Annotated in this window: 20 protein-coding genes; 8 read left to right on the top strand and 12 right to left on the bottom strand. The window is 41.2% G+C overall.

The features are described 5' to 3' along the window. Window positions 1-2 precede the first annotated feature (2 nt). The 3 genes from mfd (at window position 3) to RMZ95_RS05085 (ending at window position 4,179) form a co-directional block, all read left to right on the top strand. Window positions 3-3,584, top strand: a complete 3,582-nt coding sequence (mfd, locus tag RMZ95_RS05075; protein ID WP_322685407.1) for a transcription-repair coupling factor — start codon at window positions 3-5, stop codon at window positions 3,582-3,584. A 35-nt stretch (window positions 3,585-3,619) separates the two neighbouring features. Further along, complete coding sequence (locus RMZ95_RS05080; protein WP_322685406.1) at window positions 3,620-3,844, top strand: DUF433 domain-containing protein; 225 nt, start codon at window positions 3,620-3,622, stop codon at window positions 3,842-3,844. A gap of 62 nt (window positions 3,845-3,906) precedes the next feature. Next, on the top strand, window positions 3,907-4,179 hold the full coding sequence (locus tag RMZ95_RS05085; RefSeq protein ID WP_409882159.1) for a DUF5615 family PIN-like protein: 273 nt from the start codon (window positions 3,907-3,909) through the stop codon (window positions 4,177-4,179). A gap of 27 nt (window positions 4,180-4,206) precedes the next feature. Here the strand turns inward: RMZ95_RS05085 and RMZ95_RS05090 are convergent, their stop codons facing one another. Then, window positions 4,207-4,485 (bottom strand): hypothetical protein, encoded by a 279-nt coding sequence (locus tag RMZ95_RS05090; RefSeq protein ID WP_322685405.1) that lies wholly within the window; start codon window positions 4,483-4,485, stop codon window positions 4,207-4,209. Window positions 4,486-4,656: 171 nt separating this feature from the next. On the opposite strand from RMZ95_RS05090, the gene RMZ95_RS05095 reads away from it, so the two are divergent. Continuing rightward, a complete protein-coding gene (locus RMZ95_RS05095) occupies window positions 4,657-6,273 on the top strand; it encodes a helicase HerA domain-containing protein (protein ID WP_322685404.1) in 1,617 nt (538 codons plus the stop codon). A gap of 283 nt (window positions 6,274-6,556) precedes the next feature. Here RMZ95_RS05095 and RMZ95_RS05100 read toward each other — a convergent pair whose 3' ends face one another. The 3 genes from RMZ95_RS05100 to RMZ95_RS05110 all read right to left on the bottom strand — a co-directional run bounded on the left by RMZ95_RS05100 (window position 6,557) and on the right by RMZ95_RS05110 (window position 8,540). Beyond that, window positions 6,557-7,012: an NUDIX hydrolase gene (locus RMZ95_RS05100; RefSeq protein WP_322685403.1), complete on the bottom strand. Its 456-nt coding sequence runs from the start codon at window positions 7,010-7,012 to the stop codon at window positions 6,557-6,559. Window positions 7,013-7,020: 8 nt separating this feature from the next. After that, window positions 7,021-7,473 carry a DUF3531 family protein gene (locus RMZ95_RS05105; protein WP_322673316.1) on the bottom strand — a complete coding sequence of 151 codons (453 nt, stop codon included), beginning with the start codon at window positions 7,471-7,473 and terminating at the stop codon, window positions 7,021-7,023. Between the two features lie 134 nt (window positions 7,474-7,607). Continuing rightward, complete coding sequence (locus RMZ95_RS05110) at window positions 7,608-8,540, bottom strand: Sll0314/Alr1548 family TPR repeat-containing protein (RefSeq protein ID WP_322685402.1); 933 nt, start codon at window positions 8,538-8,540, stop codon at window positions 7,608-7,610. Between the two features lie 308 nt (window positions 8,541-8,848). On the opposite strand from RMZ95_RS05110, the gene RMZ95_RS05115 reads away from it, so the two are divergent. Together RMZ95_RS05115 and rsmG are read left to right on the top strand one after the other, a co-directional pair. Then, on the top strand, window positions 8,849-9,523 hold the full coding sequence (locus RMZ95_RS05115) for an energy-coupling factor ABC transporter ATP-binding protein (RefSeq protein ID WP_322685401.1): 675 nt from the start codon (window positions 8,849-8,851) through the stop codon (window positions 9,521-9,523). Window positions 9,524-9,603: 80 nt separating this feature from the next. Beyond that, window positions 9,604-10,338 carry a 16S rRNA (guanine(527)-N(7))-methyltransferase RsmG gene (gene rsmG / locus RMZ95_RS05120; RefSeq protein WP_322685400.1) on the top strand — a complete coding sequence of 245 codons (735 nt, stop codon included), beginning with the start codon at window positions 9,604-9,606 and terminating at the stop codon, window positions 10,336-10,338. 22 nt (window positions 10,339-10,360) lie between these two features. Here rsmG and RMZ95_RS05125 read toward each other — a convergent pair whose 3' ends face one another. The 4 genes from RMZ95_RS05125 to RMZ95_RS05140 form a co-directional block, all read right to left on the bottom strand. Continuing rightward, the gene (locus RMZ95_RS05125; protein ID WP_409882151.1) at window positions 10,361-11,242 is read right to left on the bottom strand and encodes an FG-GAP-like repeat-containing protein; all 882 of its coding nucleotides are present in this window, start codon (window positions 11,240-11,242) and stop codon (window positions 10,361-10,363) included. 371 nt (window positions 11,243-11,613) lie between these two features. Beyond that, window positions 11,614-12,393 (bottom strand): superoxide dismutase, encoded by a 780-nt coding sequence (locus RMZ95_RS05130; protein ID WP_322685398.1) that lies wholly within the window; start codon window positions 12,391-12,393, stop codon window positions 11,614-11,616. Between the two features lie 320 nt (window positions 12,394-12,713). Further along, the gene (locus RMZ95_RS05135; protein ID WP_322685397.1) at window positions 12,714-13,055 is read right to left on the bottom strand and encodes a hypothetical protein; all 342 of its coding nucleotides are present in this window, start codon (window positions 13,053-13,055) and stop codon (window positions 12,714-12,716) included. A gap of 64 nt (window positions 13,056-13,119) precedes the next feature. Next, window positions 13,120-13,743: a Uma2 family endonuclease gene (locus RMZ95_RS05140; protein ID WP_322685396.1), complete on the bottom strand. Its 624-nt coding sequence runs from the start codon at window positions 13,741-13,743 to the stop codon at window positions 13,120-13,122. Between the two features lie 161 nt (window positions 13,744-13,904). On the opposite strand from RMZ95_RS05140, the gene RMZ95_RS05145 reads away from it, so the two are divergent. Further along, window positions 13,905-14,102: a hypothetical protein gene (locus tag RMZ95_RS05145; protein WP_322685395.1), complete on the top strand. Its 198-nt coding sequence runs from the start codon at window positions 13,905-13,907 to the stop codon at window positions 14,100-14,102. On the opposite strand, the gene RMZ95_RS05150 is transcribed toward RMZ95_RS05145, so the two are convergent. Genes RMZ95_RS05150 through RMZ95_RS05165 form a run of 4 tightly spaced genes read right to left on the bottom strand, consistent with a single transcriptional unit; the run spans window position 14,057 to window position 16,412 of the window. Then, window positions 14,057-15,160 carry an ABC transporter ATP-binding protein gene (locus RMZ95_RS05150; RefSeq protein WP_322685394.1) on the bottom strand — a complete coding sequence of 368 codons (1,104 nt, stop codon included), beginning with the start codon at window positions 15,158-15,160 and terminating at the stop codon, window positions 14,057-14,059. The genes RMZ95_RS05145 and RMZ95_RS05150 overlap by 46 nt on opposite strands. A 52-nt stretch (window positions 15,161-15,212) precedes the next feature. Next, window positions 15,213-15,440 (bottom strand): type II toxin-antitoxin system HicA family toxin, encoded by a 228-nt coding sequence (locus RMZ95_RS05155; RefSeq protein WP_322685393.1) that lies wholly within the window; start codon window positions 15,438-15,440, stop codon window positions 15,213-15,215. Then, window positions 15,440-15,658 carry a type II toxin-antitoxin system HicB family antitoxin gene (locus RMZ95_RS05160; RefSeq protein WP_322685392.1) on the bottom strand — a complete coding sequence of 73 codons (219 nt, stop codon included), beginning with the start codon at window positions 15,656-15,658 and terminating at the stop codon, window positions 15,440-15,442. Before RMZ95_RS05160 ends, RMZ95_RS05155 begins: the two co-directional genes overlap by 1 nt. A gap of 25 nt (window positions 15,659-15,683) precedes the next feature. Then, window positions 15,684-16,412: a GUN4 domain-containing protein gene (locus tag RMZ95_RS05165; RefSeq protein WP_322685391.1), complete on the bottom strand. Its 729-nt coding sequence runs from the start codon at window positions 16,410-16,412 to the stop codon at window positions 15,684-15,686. Between the two features lie 274 nt (window positions 16,413-16,686). Between RMZ95_RS05165 and RMZ95_RS05170 the strand changes: the two genes are divergently transcribed. After that, entirely contained in the window at window positions 16,687-18,108 is a 1,422-nt protein-coding gene (locus RMZ95_RS05170) for an NADP-dependent isocitrate dehydrogenase (RefSeq protein ID WP_322685390.1), read from the top strand. The last annotated feature ends 796 nt before the right edge of the window (window positions 18,109-18,904 follow it).

Here is an 18,904-nt window from a genome sequence, read left to right on the forward strand (position 1 = left end):
TTATGTCATTTTCTTCTATTGTGCGTGCCTTAGGCCGATCGCCGCTCACCACTGAATTTATTTCTAAGCTGAATCGACAACAAGAATTGCGGTTAAATGGCATTCCCAGGCTGCCCAAGACTCTAGTGGCTTCGGCATTAGCGCAGTCTCAGGGTAAAGATTTGTTTGTGGTTTGCGCCACCCTAGAAGAAGCTGGACGCGTTTACGCACAACTGGAGGCAATGGGATGGCAAACAGTACATTTTTACCCCACCTCCGAGGCTTCTCCCTACGAACCTTTTGACCCGGAAACTGAAATGAGTTGGGGGCAAATGCAGGTTTTAGCAGATTTACTCAAAAATCAAGAGTCATTAGTCATTAGTCAGTTGTCATTAGAAACAAACCAAGAACAAATGACAAGGGACATAGACGCGCCAGCGGCTTCCCGCAGGGTAGGACAAAGGACAAATTTAGCGATTGTGGCTACTCAAGGGGCGTTGCAACCTCATTTACCACCACCAGAAGCTTTTGGGCAATTCTGTCTTACCCTAAAAAAAGGGATGGAATTAGACCTGAATAGCTTCAGTGAAAAAATAACTATTTTGGGGTATGAAAGAGTTCCTTTGGTGGAAATGGAGGGGCAATGGAGTCGGCGGGGCGATATTGTTGATGTGTTCCCGGTTTCCTCGGAATTTCCAGTCAGGTTGGAATGGTTTGGTGATGAAATCGAGCAAATGCGGGAATTTGACCCAGCAACCCAACGTTCCGCCCTCGACAAAGTTGACCAGTTAATTCTTACACCCACTAGCTTTACTCCTATCGTGATGGCTGCACTGAAAAATAGTGCTGAGTTTGGAGTGCTGAGTGCTGAGTTAAATTCTGACTCAGAACTTAGCACTGCGAATTCATCAATGTTGGAGGGTAGCCGTCGCTTTTTGGGGTTAGCGTTTGAGCAACCAGTATCTCTGCTAAACTACTTAGCAGAAAATACCCTGATTGCCATTGATGAGCCAGAACAGTGTCATGCTCATAGCGATCGCTGGGTAGAAAATGCCCAGGAACAATGGGGAATGGCGTATGGGGAAGAATCTACTCCTCTAACATTGCCGAAAATTCACCGTTCGTTTGATGAGTGTCTAGTTGATGTTGCCAGATTTAAAACATTATATTTATCGGAATTGTCAGAGGAAAATGATGGGATCAATCTTGCCAGCCGTCCTGTTCCAGTCACGCCACACCAGTTTGCTAAACTAGCTGAAACCATCCGCCAAGAACGCGATCGCAATTTCTCGATCTGGCTGCTTTCTGCTCAACCTTCGCGTTCTGTCTCGCTGTTACAAGAACATGATTGTCCGGCTCAGTTTATCCCCAATCCCCGCGACTACCAAGCGATTGATAAGCTGCAAATTAACCATACTCCCATAGCTTTAAAATATTCTGGGCTTGCGGAACTAGAAGGTTTTATTCTGCCTACGTACCGATTAGTAATTGTCACAGATCGGGAATTTTTTGGGCAGCATTCTTTGGCGACTCCCGGCTATATCCGCAAGCGTCACAAAGCGACATCTAAGCAAGTCGATCCCAATAAGCTGCGTCCAGGCGATTATGTAGTTCACAGAAATCATGGTGTTGGTAAATTTGTCAAGCTGGAAAGTTTGACGATTAATAACGAAACTCGTGATTATTTGGTGGTGCAGTATGCTGATGGCTTACTCAGAGTCGCAGCCGATCAAGTAGGTGCTTTATCCCGGTTCCGCGCCGGAGGTGATAAAGCACCGGAACTCAACCGGATGACTGGTAAAGCTTGGGAAAATACCAAGAATAAAGTCCGCAAAGCGATCAAAAAATTGGCGGTGGACTTGTTGAAACTGTATGCAGCGCGATCGCAACAACAAGGTTTTAGCTTTCCAAGTGATATGCCTTGGCAGGAAGAATTGGAAGATTCTTTCCCCTACCAACCCACGACGGATCAACTTAAAGCTGTACAAGATGTAAAACGCGATATGGAAAGCGATCGCCCAATGGATCGCTTAGTTTGTGGCGATGTCGGTTTCGGAAAGACGGAAGTGGCGATTCGTGCTATTTTCAAAGCAGTCACCGCCGGTAAACAAGTGGCACTCCTTGCGCCAACGACTATTTTAACACAGCAGCATTACCATACACTCAAAGAACGTTTTGCACCCTACCCTGTGAATGTCGGTTTGCTCAACCGTTTCCGTTCCGCCGAAGAACGCCGTGATATTCAAAAGCGATTGGCAACAGGTGAATTAGATGTAGTAGTTGGTACGCACCAACTTTTAGGTAAAGGCGTGACATTCCGAGATTTAGGACTTTTGGTAGTAGATGAGGAACAGCGATTTGGGGTCAACCAAAAAGAGAAAATTAAAAGCTTGAAAACTCAAGTTGATGTGCTTACCCTCTCCGCCACTCCCATTCCCCGAACTTTGTATATGTCCTTGTCAGGAATTCGGGAAATGAGTTTGATTACCACGCCACCCCCAACCAGACGCCCGATTAAAACACATCTATCACCGATAAATTCCGAAAGTATCCGCACTGCAATTCGTCAAGAATTAGACAGAGGTGGACAAGTATTTTATGTAGTTCCACGAGTAGATGGGATTGAAGAGACAACAGCCAATTTACGAGAAGTAATACCGGGGGCTAGGTTTGCGATCGCTCACGGTCAAATGGATGAAAGCGAGTTAGAATCAACCATGCTCACTTTCAGCAATGGCGATGCAGACATCCTTGTTTGTACGACAATTATTGAATCTGGCTTAGATATTCCGCGAGTCAACACGATTTTGATTGAAGATGCTCACCGCTTTGGATTGGCACAACTGTATCAATTACGCGGTCGTGTGGGACGTGCAGGGATACAAGCTCATGCTTGGTTATTTTATCCGAAGCAACGGGCATTATCTGATGCGGCACGGCAACGATTACGAGCGATTCAAGAATTTACTCAGCTAGGTTCTGGATATCAACTAGCGATGCGCGATATGGAAATTAGAGGCGTGGGTAACTTGCTAGGTGCAGAACAATCCGGTCAAATGGATGCCATCGGTTTTGATTTATACATGGAAATGCTAGAAGAAGCAATTCGGGAAATCCGAGGACAAGAAATTCCGAAAGTGGAGGATACCCAGATTGACCTCAACTTGACAGCATTTATTCCGGCAGATTATATCACCGATTTGGATCAAAAGATGAGTGCATATCGGGCGGTAGCGACAGCTAAATCTAAATCAGAATTAAAGCAGATTGCAGCCGAGTGGAGCGATCGCTATGGTAGTTTACCAGTGTCGGCAAATCAACTTTTGCGAGTTATGGAACTCAAACAACTAGCGAAAAAGCTCGGATTTAGCCGGATTAAACCAGAAAACAAGCAGCACGTCGTTTTAGAAACGCCAATGGAAGAACCTGCTTGGAATTTGTTAGCGGCGAATTTACCAGACAATCTCAAGACGCGCTTTGTGTATTCTCCAGGTAAAGTGACAGTACGCGGGTTAGGAGTTTTTAAAGCCGATCAACAATTGCAAAATTTGATTGATGCTTTTGGAAGAATGCAAGGGGCGATTCTAGAGGCGGCTATTGTTTGATAAGTAGAAAAAGATTATTCATCAAATGAAAACCTATGTCAGACTTACTTAGAAGAATCACAGTTAATCCCAAACAATGTGGTGGTCATCCATGTATTCGGGGCATGAGAATTCGGGTGTCAGACGTACTGGACTTGTTTGCATCTGGACTTAGTGCCGAACAAATCTTGGAAGAAATGCCCGATCTTGAGGCTGATGATCTCAAAGCAGCACTTCTATACGCTTCACGTAAGCTTAATCATCCAGTGTTAGTAGCATGACCATCTGGGTAGACACACACCTGTGACCTGCGATCGCAAGTTGGATCGCTAGCACTTTTGGGATAACAGCCTTCTCTTTACGTGATGTTGGTCTGAGAAATGCTGAAGACCTTGAAATTTTTGAAGTAGCCAAAGCTAGAGGAGTTATTTTTATAACTAAGGATAGTGACTTTGTTGACTTGGTTGAGCGTCTTGGATCGCCACCACAAATTATCTGGTTAACTTGTGGAAACACATCAAATGCTCGGTTGCAAGAGATTTTGAGTGCTACTTTGCCAGAAGCACTAAAGTTTTTGCGAACAGGTGAAGCCTTGGTCGAAATCAGAGGAGACTAGCAATTTTACTACTACACACGTTAACAGCTAAAAGATATCTGGTTCTAGATGTCTCTTAAGTAGCTCAATTACATCAGTACTCCATTTCAATTGAAAGCCAGAATGGTTGTTTTTGCCTGTGTAGGGCAGAATTACGCTTAATCTTTGGCCTAATATGGTGGGTTCCCATACATTAGCAACTTTACATTGTAATTGTATTGCTTGCAGTAGTCTGTTGACCTGCATCCCACTTATTTTATTACCTGTAATTTTTTCTAATTCTCTTCCTATCTCTGTGGGATTCAAGAATTGAGCTTCTAGTGTCATTCATTTCACCTCAGTATCAATAGTATGAGGTTAGAGTTTGGGAACTTCCCAATGGAACAAGATGCTAGCTAAAGGATTAAAGTCTTTTAGAATATAGACATAGAGCATTTAGGAACGTATTTTCATTTGGGACATTCCCAAACTTTTTTGGAAAGTTATTATAGTTGACCTATGCCAAAAGTTAGCTGGAGTTCTGATGTTCAACAGCGCGTAAGAGGCTTGTTAAAAGAATTGCTAGGTTACGTCTTTGATTACCGCAATGACCTCCATCTGTTATATAGGTGGGAGCATGAGGATACTGATAGACCTAAGTTAATTGTTGAAACTCAGAGAAGATTTCTTGTAGAACTAGCTCACTTTAATCAACAAGGTCACTTTTACGAAGCTATCAACCGTCTTAAAGACTTGAATATTTTTGAAGACAAACGCTTCCATAAAAGAGGAAAAGATTACTGGCACTTTGCTTTAAGACTTTGGAATAAAGATCCGCAAATAAACATGAAGGAGTTTGATAGGGAATGGGAATACAGAAAAAACGATAAATCGAAAAACTCGGAGTATAAAAATAAGCTTAAATTTAAACAAGTTAATGATAGCTATTATGATTCTCAGCCTGTTTTTAGCAAAGCAGACAATATTGATCGGCGTAGCTTTGCAATAGGAACGCACATTGGTACAAATAGTATTATCTATTTAGATTTTGATCGCCTTTTACAAACAAATGTTGGGGTATTTGGAAACTCAGGAACAGGTAAAACCTTCCTGACTAAATTAATGCTATCGGATCTTATTCATCAACAAGCAGCTGTGAATTTAATTTTCGATCTCCACTCAGAGTACGGAAGGGAAGCTGCACTGCAGGATCAACAATTTAGTACAGTTAAAGGTTTGAGTCAGATGTTTCCTAGTGCAGTGGAAATTTACGTTACTGATCCTGACTCTATATTTCGCTCAGGCGTGCGTGAAGTACAAGAACTCTATCTTAGTTATGACCAAATTGAAGTTGAAGATATAAAGTTAGTCAGTCGAGAGTTAGGAATATCTGAAGATAGCCTGGATAACGCCAACATATTGTATACGGAATTTGGCAAGAAGTGGATTACTCAGTTATTCAATATGACTAATGATGAAATCCAGATTTTTTGTGATAAAAAGCGGGGAGACAGAAATTCGATTATGGCATTGCAGCGCAAATTGCTGCGACTGGATAATCTGAAAAATATGAGAGATGTTCTACCGCATAATTACATCCATCAACTTTTACGTTCATTGGAAGCAGGTAAGAATGTTGTGGTGGAGTTTAGTCCCCAGTTGGATATGCTCTGTTATATGTTGATGGCAAATATGATTTGTAGGCGCATTCACATTCACTATATCAAGAAAACTAAAAAGTTTTTGCAGACAAAAGCTCAGAGCGATACACCTCGTCGGCTAGTGATAACCGTTGAAGATGCCCATCATTTGCTAAACTCCAACACAGTTCACCACAATATCTTTAGCACTCTTCTTCGACAATCGTGGAAGTTCTACATCACTTTATTTGTAGTAGAGCGATATCCCTCAAGGATTGATAAAGAAATTATGTCTGAGCTTGGTACTCGTATTACTGGTTTTCTTAATGCTGAAGAGATTGATGCTATGTTTACCGATGTTGCTAGCAATCAAAGCCTACGTTATATGATGTCCAAGGTAGATTCTAGCCAACAAGCTCTAATCTTTGGTTACGGAGTTACTGCACCAGTAGTGGTACAAACACGAGTTTACGATGCAAAATTTTATCGTGAATAGCGATCGCCCTCGCCATAGCTTAGGAAATCCAATACTTGCTACTAAAACTCTACGATATTGAGAGCGATCGCGCTTTGCTCCCACCCCAAGCGATCGCACTTTAACAAACCCAACATGCAAGCAGGGATAATTTATAGTATGACTGAGGTGGGGATTTAAACCCCGCCTTAAAAAAACGACTGATATTCGTCGGGGCTTCTTACTCCCTTGCGGGAATAGGGAACAAGGAACTGTTTCCCGCTAAAAGTTCCCTATTCCCTTCTTTGGTAAATTTCCAGATGATTTATAAATATTCAAAAAATACTTCAGGCACTAATCTGAATTCTCCAGATTTCAAGCGAGAGATATCTATCCATAATGCTCTATGTTTATGATGTGGCGATTCTGAAAAAATTAAACTTTCCAGTTGATAAAATTTGGAATCAACAAAGTCACATTGATAAAGCTGAATAATTTCATGACCTTGCCTACCATTAAATGTAAACAGGTTCTCTATACAACCTAAATATTTAATATTCGTTAATTCTGCCTGAATTTCCTCTTGAAATTCCCGTTTTAAGGCGGCGTGGCTGGTTTCACCAAAATCCACACCACCGCCTAAAGCACGATAAAATGTTTCTTGTTTTACGGGATCGTAGCCTTCAGAAACAAAAATGCGTTCGCCCTTGGCGTTGGCGGAGCCATCGCCATTCCGAATTAACCCCAAGGCTATTACCCGAATTTCACCTGCTTTATTCATTTTTGTAACTAATTATCATAAATAGACTGAGGACGACTTTCGCTATCCTCAATAGGCCAATCTGGATTTTCACCACCGATGTACAATTCTTCAATGGTGACATATTCCTGACTTAGCTGGGTGAGAGCGTTGATTAAAATATCCAATGCGATCGCATCACTGGTTCCTAAGTCAAACCAACAACGCCCCCACTGACCCTCATATTCAAACTCACCGATGTTGTGCATCAGTGCTAGTAGGCTTTTATCATACCCTTGTTCATCATAATTCATGTAGCTGATATCGAGTCCAGTGTCCTGCACCTGAAGATTCTCTGCATTAAATGCACCCAATTTACCCAGATAAAACCAGGAATTGAAGACTTCTTCTACATACTGCTTTTCACGCGCAGAAGGATTTGTGCTGAATTTTAGCCAAATCCACACATCAAAAGGATTAATTTCGCGGAACTGAATCTCCATTTTGGTTTAATATCTCAATTACTTGTCTGCAAATAAGCATATCAAAGTAGGGAATGGGGCATGGGACATAGGGAATAGAGAATAAAACTTAATCGCCAATGCCCAATGCCCAATGCCCAATGTCCAATGCCCAATTATCCAGGATTCTTAAGGCTAACAGCACTATTGCGTTCGCGCTCAATTTGTTTGACTAAATCGCCTGGGAGTTGGGATTTTTTAGTCAATGCTTTGTCAAAATTAGCGATCGCTTCCTGGATCATCTGCTGACTTTTTTCTCTTTGCCCCAGTCGCTTCAGTATTTGGGCTTTAAGATAATAAATTTCTGGATTATCAGATGTCGTTTTGATCGCCCGGTTGACATACTCTAGCGCCTGTGGATACCGTTTTAAATCCCGGTAAGCAAGAGCAATACCCCGATCCACTAAATACTCAGGAGCAGCATTTTTTTCTAAGCGTCCAATTGCCTGATCTGGGCTAGCAAAAGGCAAATTAACCGCCAATAATAAATCCATATAACCCTTGATTAAATTCAGTTCTGGATCGTTGGCAGAAATTGCTTCGGCTTTGTCTAAATATTCAAAAACTTGCCGCAGCCGACTAAAAGCTTGGGGTACACCATTGACAGTACCTTCACGGGTGATAACTACTGCACCTTCTAAAAAATGACCAACAGCAGTGTATAAATTACCACGCAATGGATCGCTAGCAATCAGTTTTTGTCCAGTTTCTAGAGTTTTTTGGCTGTAAGTATCTAGTCTAGCCCAATCCTTATTTCCGTATGCTAAAGATGCGCTCATGGCATAAGCTAGAGGTTCATTTGGTTCTTTGGATAGTGCTTGTTCCAGATAACGCTGTGCTGCTGGATAATTGCCCTGTTGGAAAATCGCTTTAAAAGCGGCTTCTGTTTGGTCGCCAATTTGATGAGGTTCGCTATTGCGAAAGGGATCGCCAGCCAGAGAGGGATTTACCCAGACATTAAGTGCGAAAGCAGCTGCAAAAGCAGTCTGAGCAAAGGTAATGAGTTGAGCAGACACTACTAATTGAGGCAAAGAAAACCTTTTAGTCATTTTAACCCTCAGAATAATTGCGGTTGAAATAGTTGTATGTGTTACTTAGAATGCAAAAATGGTTAATTTCAACTTGCCTTTGCTTCAACCAAAATTTTCTTATATATTGGTAATCTTTCCATGTTTGCAGGCTTGCTCTAGCCATTATTTCAGGCTTAGTCTGCCACAATGGAGAAAAAGTGGATAATTCTTGCTGCTAAATTAAGGTGTTAATCCAGGTAATACGCTGTAAATTTTTTTCTAGAATTTTCCAGACACTTTCAGTGTAGCTAATTAGTAATTTGCTGACTTTTTGGTAATCTTAACAAATGCTTTATCTCCGAAATGTAAATTATCATCCCACAGCGTGCCCAACAGCGATTCTCAAATCGATCAATTTAGAATTAGCACCCCAGCAGCTAGGTTTGATTATTGGCCCGAGTGGTTCCGGTAAAAGTACCTTACTAGAAATTTTGTCTGGACTAGCCGAACCCACTACTGGCGCTCTCTTCTGGCGGGAACAAGAACTTATAGCCGAACAGTTACAACAATTAGCCGGGTTAGTATTTCAGTTTCCAGAGCGGCACTTTTGCGGTGGTTCGATTTTAGAAGAATTGCGTTTAGGACATCCTGAGTTAGGGTCAGAAAGAGTCAGACAGGCGCTGAGTGAAGTGGGATTAGAGCATTTATCGCTTTCTGCTGCCCCTTATGCTTTGAGTGGTGGTCAGCAACGACGTTTAGCTTTGGCAGTCCAATTAATTCGCCAGCCAAATTTACTGTTATTAGATGAACCCACAGCTGGTTTAGATTGGTCAATGCGTCGGCAATTGATAAATTTATTAGCGAAACTGAAACAAGATTGGACGTTGTTAATTGTGACACACGATGCTGGGGATCTGTTAGCGATCGCAGACCGTTGCTGGACACTCAACCACGGCGAACTAGAATCAGTAGACCCAAAGACACTAGAATCCAAAGTTAAAGAACCTCTACCAACGGTGTGAGAAAAAAGCAGGGGGACAAGGGGACAAAGAAAAAAACTATGTCCCATGTCTCATACCAAATGACAAATGACAAATGACAAATGACAAACCTATTGCCTGAGATGGCAGAAATCTGGCAGAAAACTCTCAATTGGCAACCAACTCTTCAACAACAAGCGCAATTTCAAAAGCTTTATGAGTTAATTCTAGAAGGTAATCGCCAACAAAATTTAACTCGGATCGTTGAACCTCAAGAGTTTTGGGAAAAACATCTCTGGGATTCTCTGCGAGGAATTGCACCTCTTTTATCAGCAAATTTCTCTCCTGCTTCCCCTACGATCGTCGATATTGGTACAGGTGCAGGTTTTCCAGGTGTTCCCGTAGCAATTACTGTACCTAATTGCCCAATTACTCTTCTCGATTCCACTCGGAAAAAAATTACTTTTCTCGACAATATATTAACTGAACTTGCCCTTACCAATGCCAAAACTCTTGTTGGTAGGGCTGAAGAAATCGGTCAGCACCGCCAACATCGACTAGCTTATGATATTGCATTGATCCGTGCTGTAGGAGCAGCCTCTGTCTGTGTAGAATATACCCTACCACTGCTCAAACAGGGAGGTTTAGCTATAATTTATCGCGGTAATTGGACAGAGGATGAAACAGCTGCTTTAAAGAATGCTGTGAAGCAGTTGGGTGGTGTAATTGAATCAATCGAACAATTTACAACACCGTTAAGCCACAGCATCCGCCACTGTGTGTATTTGCGTAAGGTAGCTACCACTCCAGCTAATTTTCCTCGTGCTGTAGGTGTACCTACTCAAAAACCTCTTTGAGTAAGAGTGCGAGAAAAAGAGCCTAATTCCCAAAAATATACCAAGTGCCATTACTCGGTCGCCAAACTGCGAAGTCATTCCTAATAGAGAAATCATAATTGCCAGGGGCAGGAATATCACCACCAACGCCCCATTGTCTAGTAATTGCTAGACCTGTAGAACTGTTAATTACATACCAAGTACCATCACTTGGTCGCCAGACTGCAAAATCAGTTTTACCATCATTATCGTATTTGCCAGGGGCGGGAACATCACTACCGACGCCCCATTGTCTAGTAATTGCTGCACCTGTAGAACTGTTAATCACATACCAAGTGCCATTACTCGGTCGCCAGACTGCAAAATCAGTTTTACTATCGCTGTCATAATCGCCGGGAACAGGAATATCGCCACCAACGCCCCATTGTCTAGTAACTGCTACACCTGTAGAACTGTTAATCACATACCAAGTTCCATTACTCGGTCGCCAGACTGCAAAATCAGTTTTACCATCATTATCGTATCTCCCAGGTGCAGGAACATCACCACCAACACCCCATTGTCTAGTAACTGCTACACCTGTAGAACTGTTAATCACATACCAAGTGCCATTACTCGGTCGCCAGACTGCATAATCAGTTTTGCGATCGCTATCATAATCGCCGGGAACGGGAATATCGCCACCAACGCCCCATTGTCTAGTAACTGCTACACCTGTAGAACTATTAATGACATACCAAGTGCCATTACTCGGTCGCCAGACTGCATAATCAGTTCTACCATCATTATCATAATCGCCAGGAACGGGAATATCGCCACCTACACCCCATTGTCTAGTAACTTCAGCTTGTGCTTTAAAATTTACAATTCCAAGAAGCAATGGAACACTTAAAGCAACCGTTAATAATTTGCAACCAATCTTCATGAGAACATCCTCCTTATAATCAAATTTAAATTCGACATTTAAAGAAAGATTCTAAATTTCATGTATTGTGATGATTAAATCCGAAATTGCAATTCTTATATAATTTTTTTCAACATAAATATAGCACTATACAAGTAAGATTAATTACAAGATTTGTTGAGATATATTCTTATTTTTAACGTAAAATCAAGCTATATTAAATCTCAAAAAATAAAAAAAATACCTGCAATAATTGAAGAAAACTAATTATTAAAGAAAATCATTTTCAAAAGATGAATAATGATTAGATGATCGCATCAAAAAACTGGCAACAGAAAGAACATTCTGTCGCCAATTTTTAAGCGCCTGTGACTCTAAATTGTTGTCTGGTTTTAGGCAAATTTACTTGCTGCTGCAAACCGCTTGTTAATCTCATCCCAATTAACCACGTTCCACCAAGCATCTAAATAATCAGCGCGGCGATTCTGGTAATTGAGATAATATGCATGTTCCCATACATCATTACCCAAGATGGGATATTTACCTGCACTTAAGGGAGTATCTTGGTTAGCTGTAGTTGTCACTTCCAACTTGCCACCCTTGTTACGTACTAACCAAACCCAACCACTACCAAAACGGCCAGCACCAGCTTCATTAAACTGTTTTTTGAAAGCTGCAAAAGAGCCAAAATTTTGATTAATTGCGGAGGCTATATTTCCAGTTGGTTCTCCCCCACCTTTTGGCTTCATAATTTGCCAGAACATTGAGTGGTTCACATGACCGCCGCCATTATTACGTACTGTTTTGCGAATATCTTGTGGTACACTGTCAAGTTTTTGCAACAGTTCTTCAACAGTTTTACCTTTGAGTTCTGGATGTTTTTCTAAAGCTGCATTCAGGTTTTTCACATAAGTTGCGTGATGTTTATCGTGGTGAAATTGCATCGTTTTGGCATCGATGTGCGGTTCCAGTGCTTCGTAGGCGTAAGGTAAAGGCGGTAGTTGGATAGCACCTGCTTTATTTAGTGTTGTATTTGCTGTTGTGTTTGGTGTTGTTTCAGAAATTGCAGTGTTTCTCTCAGGAGATTTCTCTGCCAATGCACAAGCATCTAATGCAAAAGCACCGGCACCTGATGTCAGTAAAAACAAGAAATGGCGTCGATTAATAGTCATATAAGTTTTTGCAGCTAATCCATGAAGTCTCTATTGCAGTTTTTATTTTCTTAGATTCTGGCTACAAAAAATTGTTAATTGTGATTATTTATGGCAGTTTAAGAAACTATTTACAAGACTTGTAATATTAAGTACTAACATTCAAAACGTTATGTATTTTTACTTAAACTATCTTTTTGCAACTAATCATAGGTTCGCACCCAACCACCAAAAAACAAACTCTATCGTCACAAGAGACGCTACGGGGTGTTAAGGGAATTGTGGGGTATTGGGTAGTTAATCGAGGTCGTCAGGCATTTCACCCACATTATACTTTCTTCTTATTTTTTTCCTCGCTTAAAATCAAATATAGGCTGATCGAGTCCTGGGGGTAAGTGTAAATGAAACACATACTTATCTATGTTAGTAGGATCAGATGGGTCAACAGTACGCTTAGTACCGTATCCCCATACACGTTTTATGTATTTACCGAAGAATGCTCGCGATCCTTCCCATCCGGTTCCGATATTCCTTTTCTCATTATCAAATTCATCGAGCGTTGCTCCTTTCGTGAGCAGGGTGACAATTATATGTATTTGACTATTTTCTTTAGTAATAGGTTTAAGTTCCTCCTTATATTTAGGAGCAACATCGGCGTATTTATCAACATTTTTAGTTGTCATTTTATTAATTCTTAGTTGTTTGGTGTTTTGTATTTTTGGTGAAATGTCGGGAAATACCTGTTTATCAATAACGTACTGAAAAAATTTGTTCAACAGTTAGATTTAAATCTGGAAATGTTGGAGACTTTATACGGTCGTCTCCTCTAAACTGTTTACCACGATATTCACCCTCATCACTTAAAGAGTAAATTGTGATTGTTGGTTGTTTGGGGTCGCCTATCAATTCCTTGCTACCCAAAGCAGCATAATCCACAATCCAATATTCTTGAATACCCATTTCTTCATAGTCAGCAAACTTTTTATGATAATCATCTCTCCAGTTAGTACTGACCACTTCAATCACTAATGGAATTGAAGCTGGTTTACTAAGGATAGATTGTTTCTCCCATAATGGTTCATTACCCAAGTTAGAAAAATTCATTAATAAAACATCAGGATAGTACCCTGACATTTTATTTTCTGGCTTCACTGTTGCGGTTTTAGGTATACCGTAATTAAGTTTAAGACGAAGACACTCATACCCTAACATCATTGTTAACAATGCTACTATTTGCTCGTGTTTGCCTGATGGTGGCGGCATTTGAATAATATCTCCATCGTGTAATTCATAACGAATGTTTTCCGGTTGTGTTTCTAAAAACTCTAAATATTCATCAAATGTAAATAGTTTTTGTAGTGATTGAATCATTATTTCATCCTGATTATGGATATAAACACTTCACACTGCTGTAACCTGAAAATTAACAGTTAACGGGGTGTAGCGGCCAAAGGTGAAAGTCAATCGGCATGGGCCAGCCAAGGTTCTTACTCAGCAAGAGATACAGCAAATTTTCGCTATTGGGTTAACAAATGACCGCGATCGCACGACGCAGTAACGGCGGTGTGATGATGATTCTGGATGCGATCGCTAACCTATCCCTCGCCACGAATTACAGCGATTGCCCCTACACTCCGTCACAGCGATCGCGCACAAAACAATTATATTTTACACTCCGAAGCGCTTATAGTATTCTGTCCCCAGTTTTGGGATCAAATACAAACAAGTGATTTAAATCAAGTTGTAGAGAAAGGCGATCGCCTGGACGAAGACGCACATCAGAGCCTACTTGAATATTCAGCATCACCGCCGAACCGGGTAAACCAGCACGAATCAAAGTTTCTCTTCCCAAAGGTTCCACAACTTTAACTTCAACCGATAATAATCCTAAGTTTTGAGTACTGTGTTCTGAGTCAGTATCAGTGTTTATTTTTATATGCTCTGGACGAATTCCCAAATCAAAACTGTGTCCTTGACGCGACTGTAATTTTCCTTTCACAACTGCTGGGATTGCTAATAACTGTCCGCTCACATCAAAACCATTATTTTGATAGATTGCAGGCAAAATATTCATTGGCGGACTGCCTAAAAAATTTGCCACCATCTGATTAGCAGGATTTGCATAAATCGTTTGGGGATCGCCAATTTGTTGAATTCGTCCGCGATTTAGCACGACAATTTTATCAGCCAAAGTCATGGCTTCAACTTGATCGTGAGTGACGTAAATAGTTGTAATCCCTAATTCTTGATGTAGTTGTTTTAATTCTGCCCTGGTATCATCGCGCAATTGGGCATCTAAATTAGATAAAGGTTCATCAAGTAAAAAGACTTGGGGTTCGCGAGCGATCGCTCTCCCTAATGCTACCCTTTGTTGTTGTCCCCCAGAAAGTTGTTTGGGTTTACGATCTAGCAAATGATCCAGAGAAAGCGATCGCGCCACATTCATCACTCGTTCTTGAATAATTTTTCGGTCAACTTTCCGCATTTGCAAGCCAAAGGCGATGTTTTGGGCCACACTCATGTGAGGATAGAGAGCGTAGTTTTGGAACACCATCGCCACATCCCGTTGTCTGGCTGGAATATTATTTACCAAGCGATCGCCAATAAAGAGTTTGCCAGATGTAGCGGTTTCTAAACCGGCGATCGTTCGCAAAATTGTAGATTTACCACAACCCGATGGCCCAACTAAAACCCAAAATTCACCATCAGGAATTTCAAAGGTAATGTCCTCGATCGCGGTGACATTATTGAATCTACGCTTAATATCTTCTAGACGAACGTTTGCCATTATCTAATTTGAGATTGTGGATTTGGGATTAGTGGAAAACTTCCCAAGTCTATTATTCCAGCAAACCTATAAACTCTTCCCTTGTAAGTTCAACATCGCGTAGTATTTTGCGTAATAATCCTTTACCTATTGTTTTACCAGGATGAACAGGAATAGTTACTAACCGCCCATCTTCATGTTGCATTTGTACATGAGAGCCTTTTTGACGCACCGCCTGAAATCCTATTTTCTCAAGGGCGTTAATAACTGTTTTGCCTGTTAAAACTGGTAGTTTTGGCATTAAATTACTACCTTTTGAATACCTATAAATTCTGGTATTTTTTCATCACTTGTTGTTTCTAAACAAAGTTCAATTACTTCTTTCATATTAACCATCAACTCATCAATTGTTTCTCCCTGGCTGTAACAGGCTTTTAGCTGAGGAACTTCTCCAACATAGTAGCCATCTTCATCCCGTTCAATGATGACGTAGAATTCTCGGTTCGTGGGATTAATCATAATCTATTTGTACGTAGGCTCAAAATCATTTTTCTGAATTCTTCGACCAAGCTGGGTGAGAGAGTAAAGAAGCAAAGACTCTTACTCCCCGAAGCTGATTAGAAAGGGGTAAGTGACCTTTAGGCGCACTCAAATCCCAGGTAAACTCGTTAGGGTATCGCGTCCAGTTATTACCTGCTTTCCAGCCAATTTTTGGCCAGAAATTCTCCCAGTTTTTACCCAAACTTAACCAAATTTCTCGCTGCACTGAAAAACCAAATTTACCTTCGGAGTGGACTAACCAGAGGTTGTTAATGGTTTGCAAGTCAACAGCCGAGATATTTTCTACCTCGGTAAAGTACAACCATTTTCGTTGTACAGCCGTTGGCCCTGATAGTTCGCACATTTTTTCGATGGTGAGGCGATCGGCTGCTTGGAAGTCTTGAGTAGCTAGTAGCTGTTGCAAAGAATTGTAGTTAATCCCGCACTCTGATTTTAGAGGTACAATTCCTTCAGGAAAACAGGAGCGCAAAAATTCTTTGGCTTGAGGTGCATCAGAACTGTAAAGGACTTGGTAAGCTTTGCCATCAATCCAAGTCGCTGGGTTCTCACGCCGTTTCAGTAAAAATTCCATCAACACGTCTAATCCCTCATTACCCAACTCAGCTAATTGTGGGATTATCTGCTGTTGGACTTTTTCAGACCCAGCGATTAACGGTTGTCGGAGGGAGTCGATGTCATTTGCAGGGCCTGATAAAATCATTGGGTCTGTCATGCCATTCTTGTGTTAACGGTCAGTGAAAGAGCGGTAAGCTATCGGGCATTCTTTAAAGTGAAGTACTGATAGCGAAAAGTAGTTTACTATTTTTGATCGTACAAAATTGCGATCGCTTCACTGAATCCCACACTTAATCCCCAAATAATGTACAAGGGGAATAGGGGGAAAATCTGTGCCTTATGGCTTGGCGAACAAAAGACATAGCAAAATATACAAGCCTGCCACATAAGGTTTTTTGAATAGCAGCGTATCGATTAGGAGTGTGTGAACGATGTACGAAAAGATTACCCCCCCCGCAACCGGAGCAAAAATCACGTTCAAAAATGGTGAACCAATTGTACCGGACAATCCAATTATCCCTTTTATTCGTGGCGACGGCACAGGTATAGACATCTGGCCTGCTACCCAAAAAGTGTTAGATGCGGCGGTAGCCAAAGCATATAAGGGTCAACGTCAAATTAGCTGGTTCAAAGTTTACGCTGGCGACGAAGCTTGCGATTTATACGGGACTTATCAGTATTTGCCTCAAGACACTTTGACGGCAATTGAAGAATATGGTGTAGCTATTAAAGGGCCTTTGACTACTCCCGTTGGGGGGGGAATTCGTTCTTTAAATGTAGCGCTGCGACAAATTTTTGACTTGTATGCCTGCGTGCGTCCTTGTCGTTACTATGCAGGTACACCCTCACCCCACAAAAACCCTGAAAAGCTGGATGTAATTGTTTATCGGGAGAATACGGAAGATATTTATTTAGGCATTGAGTGGCGACAAGGTAGCGAAATCGGCGATCGCTTAATTAAAATTCTCAATGAAGAACTGATCCCCGCCACCCCAGAACACGGAAAAAAACGCATTCCTCTTGATTCTGGAATTGGCATCAAACCTATCAGCAAAACTGGTTCCCAGCGTCTAGTCAGACGTGCCATCAAACACGCTTTGCTATTGCCCAAACACAAGCAACAAGTGACTTTGGTGCATAAGGGCAACATTATGAAGTACACCGAAGGCGCTTTCCGCGATTGGGGTTATGAACTAGCAACCAGCGAATTTCGCCAAGAAACTGTTACCGAACGAGAATCTTGGATTTTGAGTAACAAGGAGAAAAATCCGAATATTTCCTTGGAAGAAAACGCCCGCGAGATCGATCCTGGGTTTGATAGTCTCACTGAAGAGAAGAAAGCGCAAATTGTCAAGGAAGTTGAAACTGTTCTTAACTCAATTTGGGCAACTCACGGCGATGGCAAATGGAAAGAGAAAGTTTTGGTGAATGACCGGATTGCTGACAGTATTTTCCAACAAATCCAAACCAGACCAGATGAGTATTCGATTTTGGCGACGATGAACTTAAACGGCGATTATTTGTCTGATGCGGCTGCTGCGATTGTTGGGGGATTGGGAATGGGGCCAGGGGCAAATATTGGTGATTCTAGTGCCATATTTGAAGCTACCCACGGCACTGCACCCAAACACGCCGGCTTAGATCGGATTAATCCTGGTTCAGTGATTTTGTCTGGTGTGATGATGCTGGAATTTTTGGGTTGGCAAGAAGCCGCAGACCTAATTAAGAAAGGTTTAAGCGATGCGATCGCAAGTAGTCAAGTGACTTACGATTTAGCCCGGTTGCTAGAACCGCCAGTTGAACCCTTAAAATGTTCTGAATTTGCTGAGGCAATTATTCAACATTTTGGTTAATTCTATTAGGGTTAAGTCGAATTACCCCACCCTAACCCTCCCCTTGTAAAGGGGAGGGAACTGGATCTCTTGTTTCCCGCCTTCTAAAACGGAGAGAACTGGATTTCTTGTTTCCCGCCTTCTAAAACGGAGAGAACTGGATCTCTTGTTTCCCCCCTTTGCAAGGGGGGATTAAGGGGGGTAATTTAACTTGTGCATACAACCCTAGCTTTTTTAAGAGTGGTTAGGGGAGATCGACAAATATTTAATACTCCTCAGACATCCTCTAATAAATCAACCATTTTAAAAAAGCGAAATGGCATTTTATTTGCAAAAAACACCAAAATCAAAAAGCAAACTGGGGTTTGAGTAAGTCAAATGGCATTTTGAGAAAGTCAAAGCTTCGTTTGCTTGCGGAAAACACCAAAATGACTAAGCAAAAGCTTCTTTTGAGAAAGTCAAAGCTTCTTTTGCTTGCGGAAAACACCAAAATGAGTAAGTAAAAGCTTGTTTTGAGAAAGCAAAAGCTTCTTTTACTTGCGGAAAACACCAAAATGAGTAAGCAAACTGGGGTTTGAGTAAGTCAAAGCTTATTTTGAGAAAGTAATTGCGGATTTTACTTATTGAATTTAGTCCAAATATGAAGTTTAGATAAAATTATTGAAAAAATTGCTGATAAATTTTGATCCGTCAGATTTTAAAGTAGGCAAAAACAAAGTCCCCGGCTTTTCTAAAAAGTCGGAGATTTTTTTGGGGCAATCCCTTATAAAGTTTCCCTTATTCGGATTTAGAGTTATCGAGAATTCGGCGTAAGTTC

The organism is Nostoc sp. DedQUE07, from assembly GCF_034530975.2.
Lineage (GTDB): Bacteria > Cyanobacteriota > Cyanobacteriia > Cyanobacteriales > Nostocaceae > Nostoc.

Bases quoted from the DNA above. Each gene is read 5' to 3' on its own strand.
- mfd (WP_322685407.1), top strand. From the start codon at position 3: ATGTCATTTTCTTCTATTGTGCGTGCCTTAGGCCGATCGCCGCTCACC.
- RMZ95_RS05080 (WP_322685406.1), top strand. From the start codon at position 3,620: ATGTCAGACTTACTTAGAAGAATCACAGTTAATCCCAAACAATGTGGT.
- RMZ95_RS05090 (WP_322685405.1), bottom strand. From the start codon at position 4,485: ATGACACTAGAAGCTCAATTCTTGAATCCCACAGAGATAGGAAGAGAA.
- RMZ95_RS05095 (WP_322685404.1), top strand. From the start codon at position 4,657: ATGCCAAAAGTTAGCTGGAGTTCTGATGTTCAACAGCGCGTAAGAGGC.
- RMZ95_RS05100 (WP_322685403.1), bottom strand. From the start codon at position 7,012: ATGAATAAAGCAGGTGAAATTCGGGTAATAGCCTTGGGGTTAATTCGG.
- RMZ95_RS05105 (WP_322673316.1), bottom strand. From the start codon at position 7,473: ATGGAGATTCAGTTCCGCGAAATTAATCCTTTTGATGTGTGGATTTGG.
- RMZ95_RS05110 (WP_322685402.1), bottom strand. From the start codon at position 8,540: ATGACTAAAAGGTTTTCTTTGCCTCAATTAGTAGTGTCTGCTCAACTC.
- RMZ95_RS05115 (WP_322685401.1), top strand. From the start codon at position 8,849: ATGCTTTATCTCCGAAATGTAAATTATCATCCCACAGCGTGCCCAACA.
- rsmG (WP_322685400.1), top strand. From the start codon at position 9,604: ATGACAAACCTATTGCCTGAGATGGCAGAAATCTGGCAGAAAACTCTC.
- RMZ95_RS05125 (WP_409882151.1), bottom strand. From the start codon at position 11,242: ATGAAGATTGGTTGCAAATTATTAACGGTTGCTTTAAGTGTTCCATTG.
- RMZ95_RS05130 (WP_322685398.1), bottom strand. From the start codon at position 12,393: ATGACTATTAATCGACGCCATTTCTTGTTTTTACTGACATCAGGTGCC.
- RMZ95_RS05135 (WP_322685397.1), bottom strand. From the start codon at position 13,055: ATGACAACTAAAAATGTTGATAAATACGCCGATGTTGCTCCTAAATAT.
- RMZ95_RS05140 (WP_322685396.1), bottom strand. From the start codon at position 13,743: ATGATTCAATCACTACAAAAACTATTTACATTTGATGAATATTTAGAG.
- RMZ95_RS05145 (WP_322685395.1), top strand. From the start codon at position 13,905: ATGACCGCGATCGCACGACGCAGTAACGGCGGTGTGATGATGATTCTG.
- RMZ95_RS05150 (WP_322685394.1), bottom strand. From the start codon at position 15,160: ATGGCAAACGTTCGTCTAGAAGATATTAAGCGTAGATTCAATAATGTC.
- RMZ95_RS05155 (WP_322685393.1), bottom strand. From the start codon at position 15,440: ATGCCAAAACTACCAGTTTTAACAGGCAAAACAGTTATTAACGCCCTT.
- RMZ95_RS05160 (WP_322685392.1), bottom strand. From the start codon at position 15,658: ATGATTAATCCCACGAACCGAGAATTCTACGTCATCATTGAACGGGAT.
- RMZ95_RS05165 (WP_322685391.1), bottom strand. From the start codon at position 16,412: ATGACAGACCCAATGATTTTATCAGGCCCTGCAAATGACATCGACTCC.
- RMZ95_RS05170 (WP_322685390.1), top strand. From the start codon at position 16,687: ATGTACGAAAAGATTACCCCCCCCGCAACCGGAGCAAAAATCACGTTC.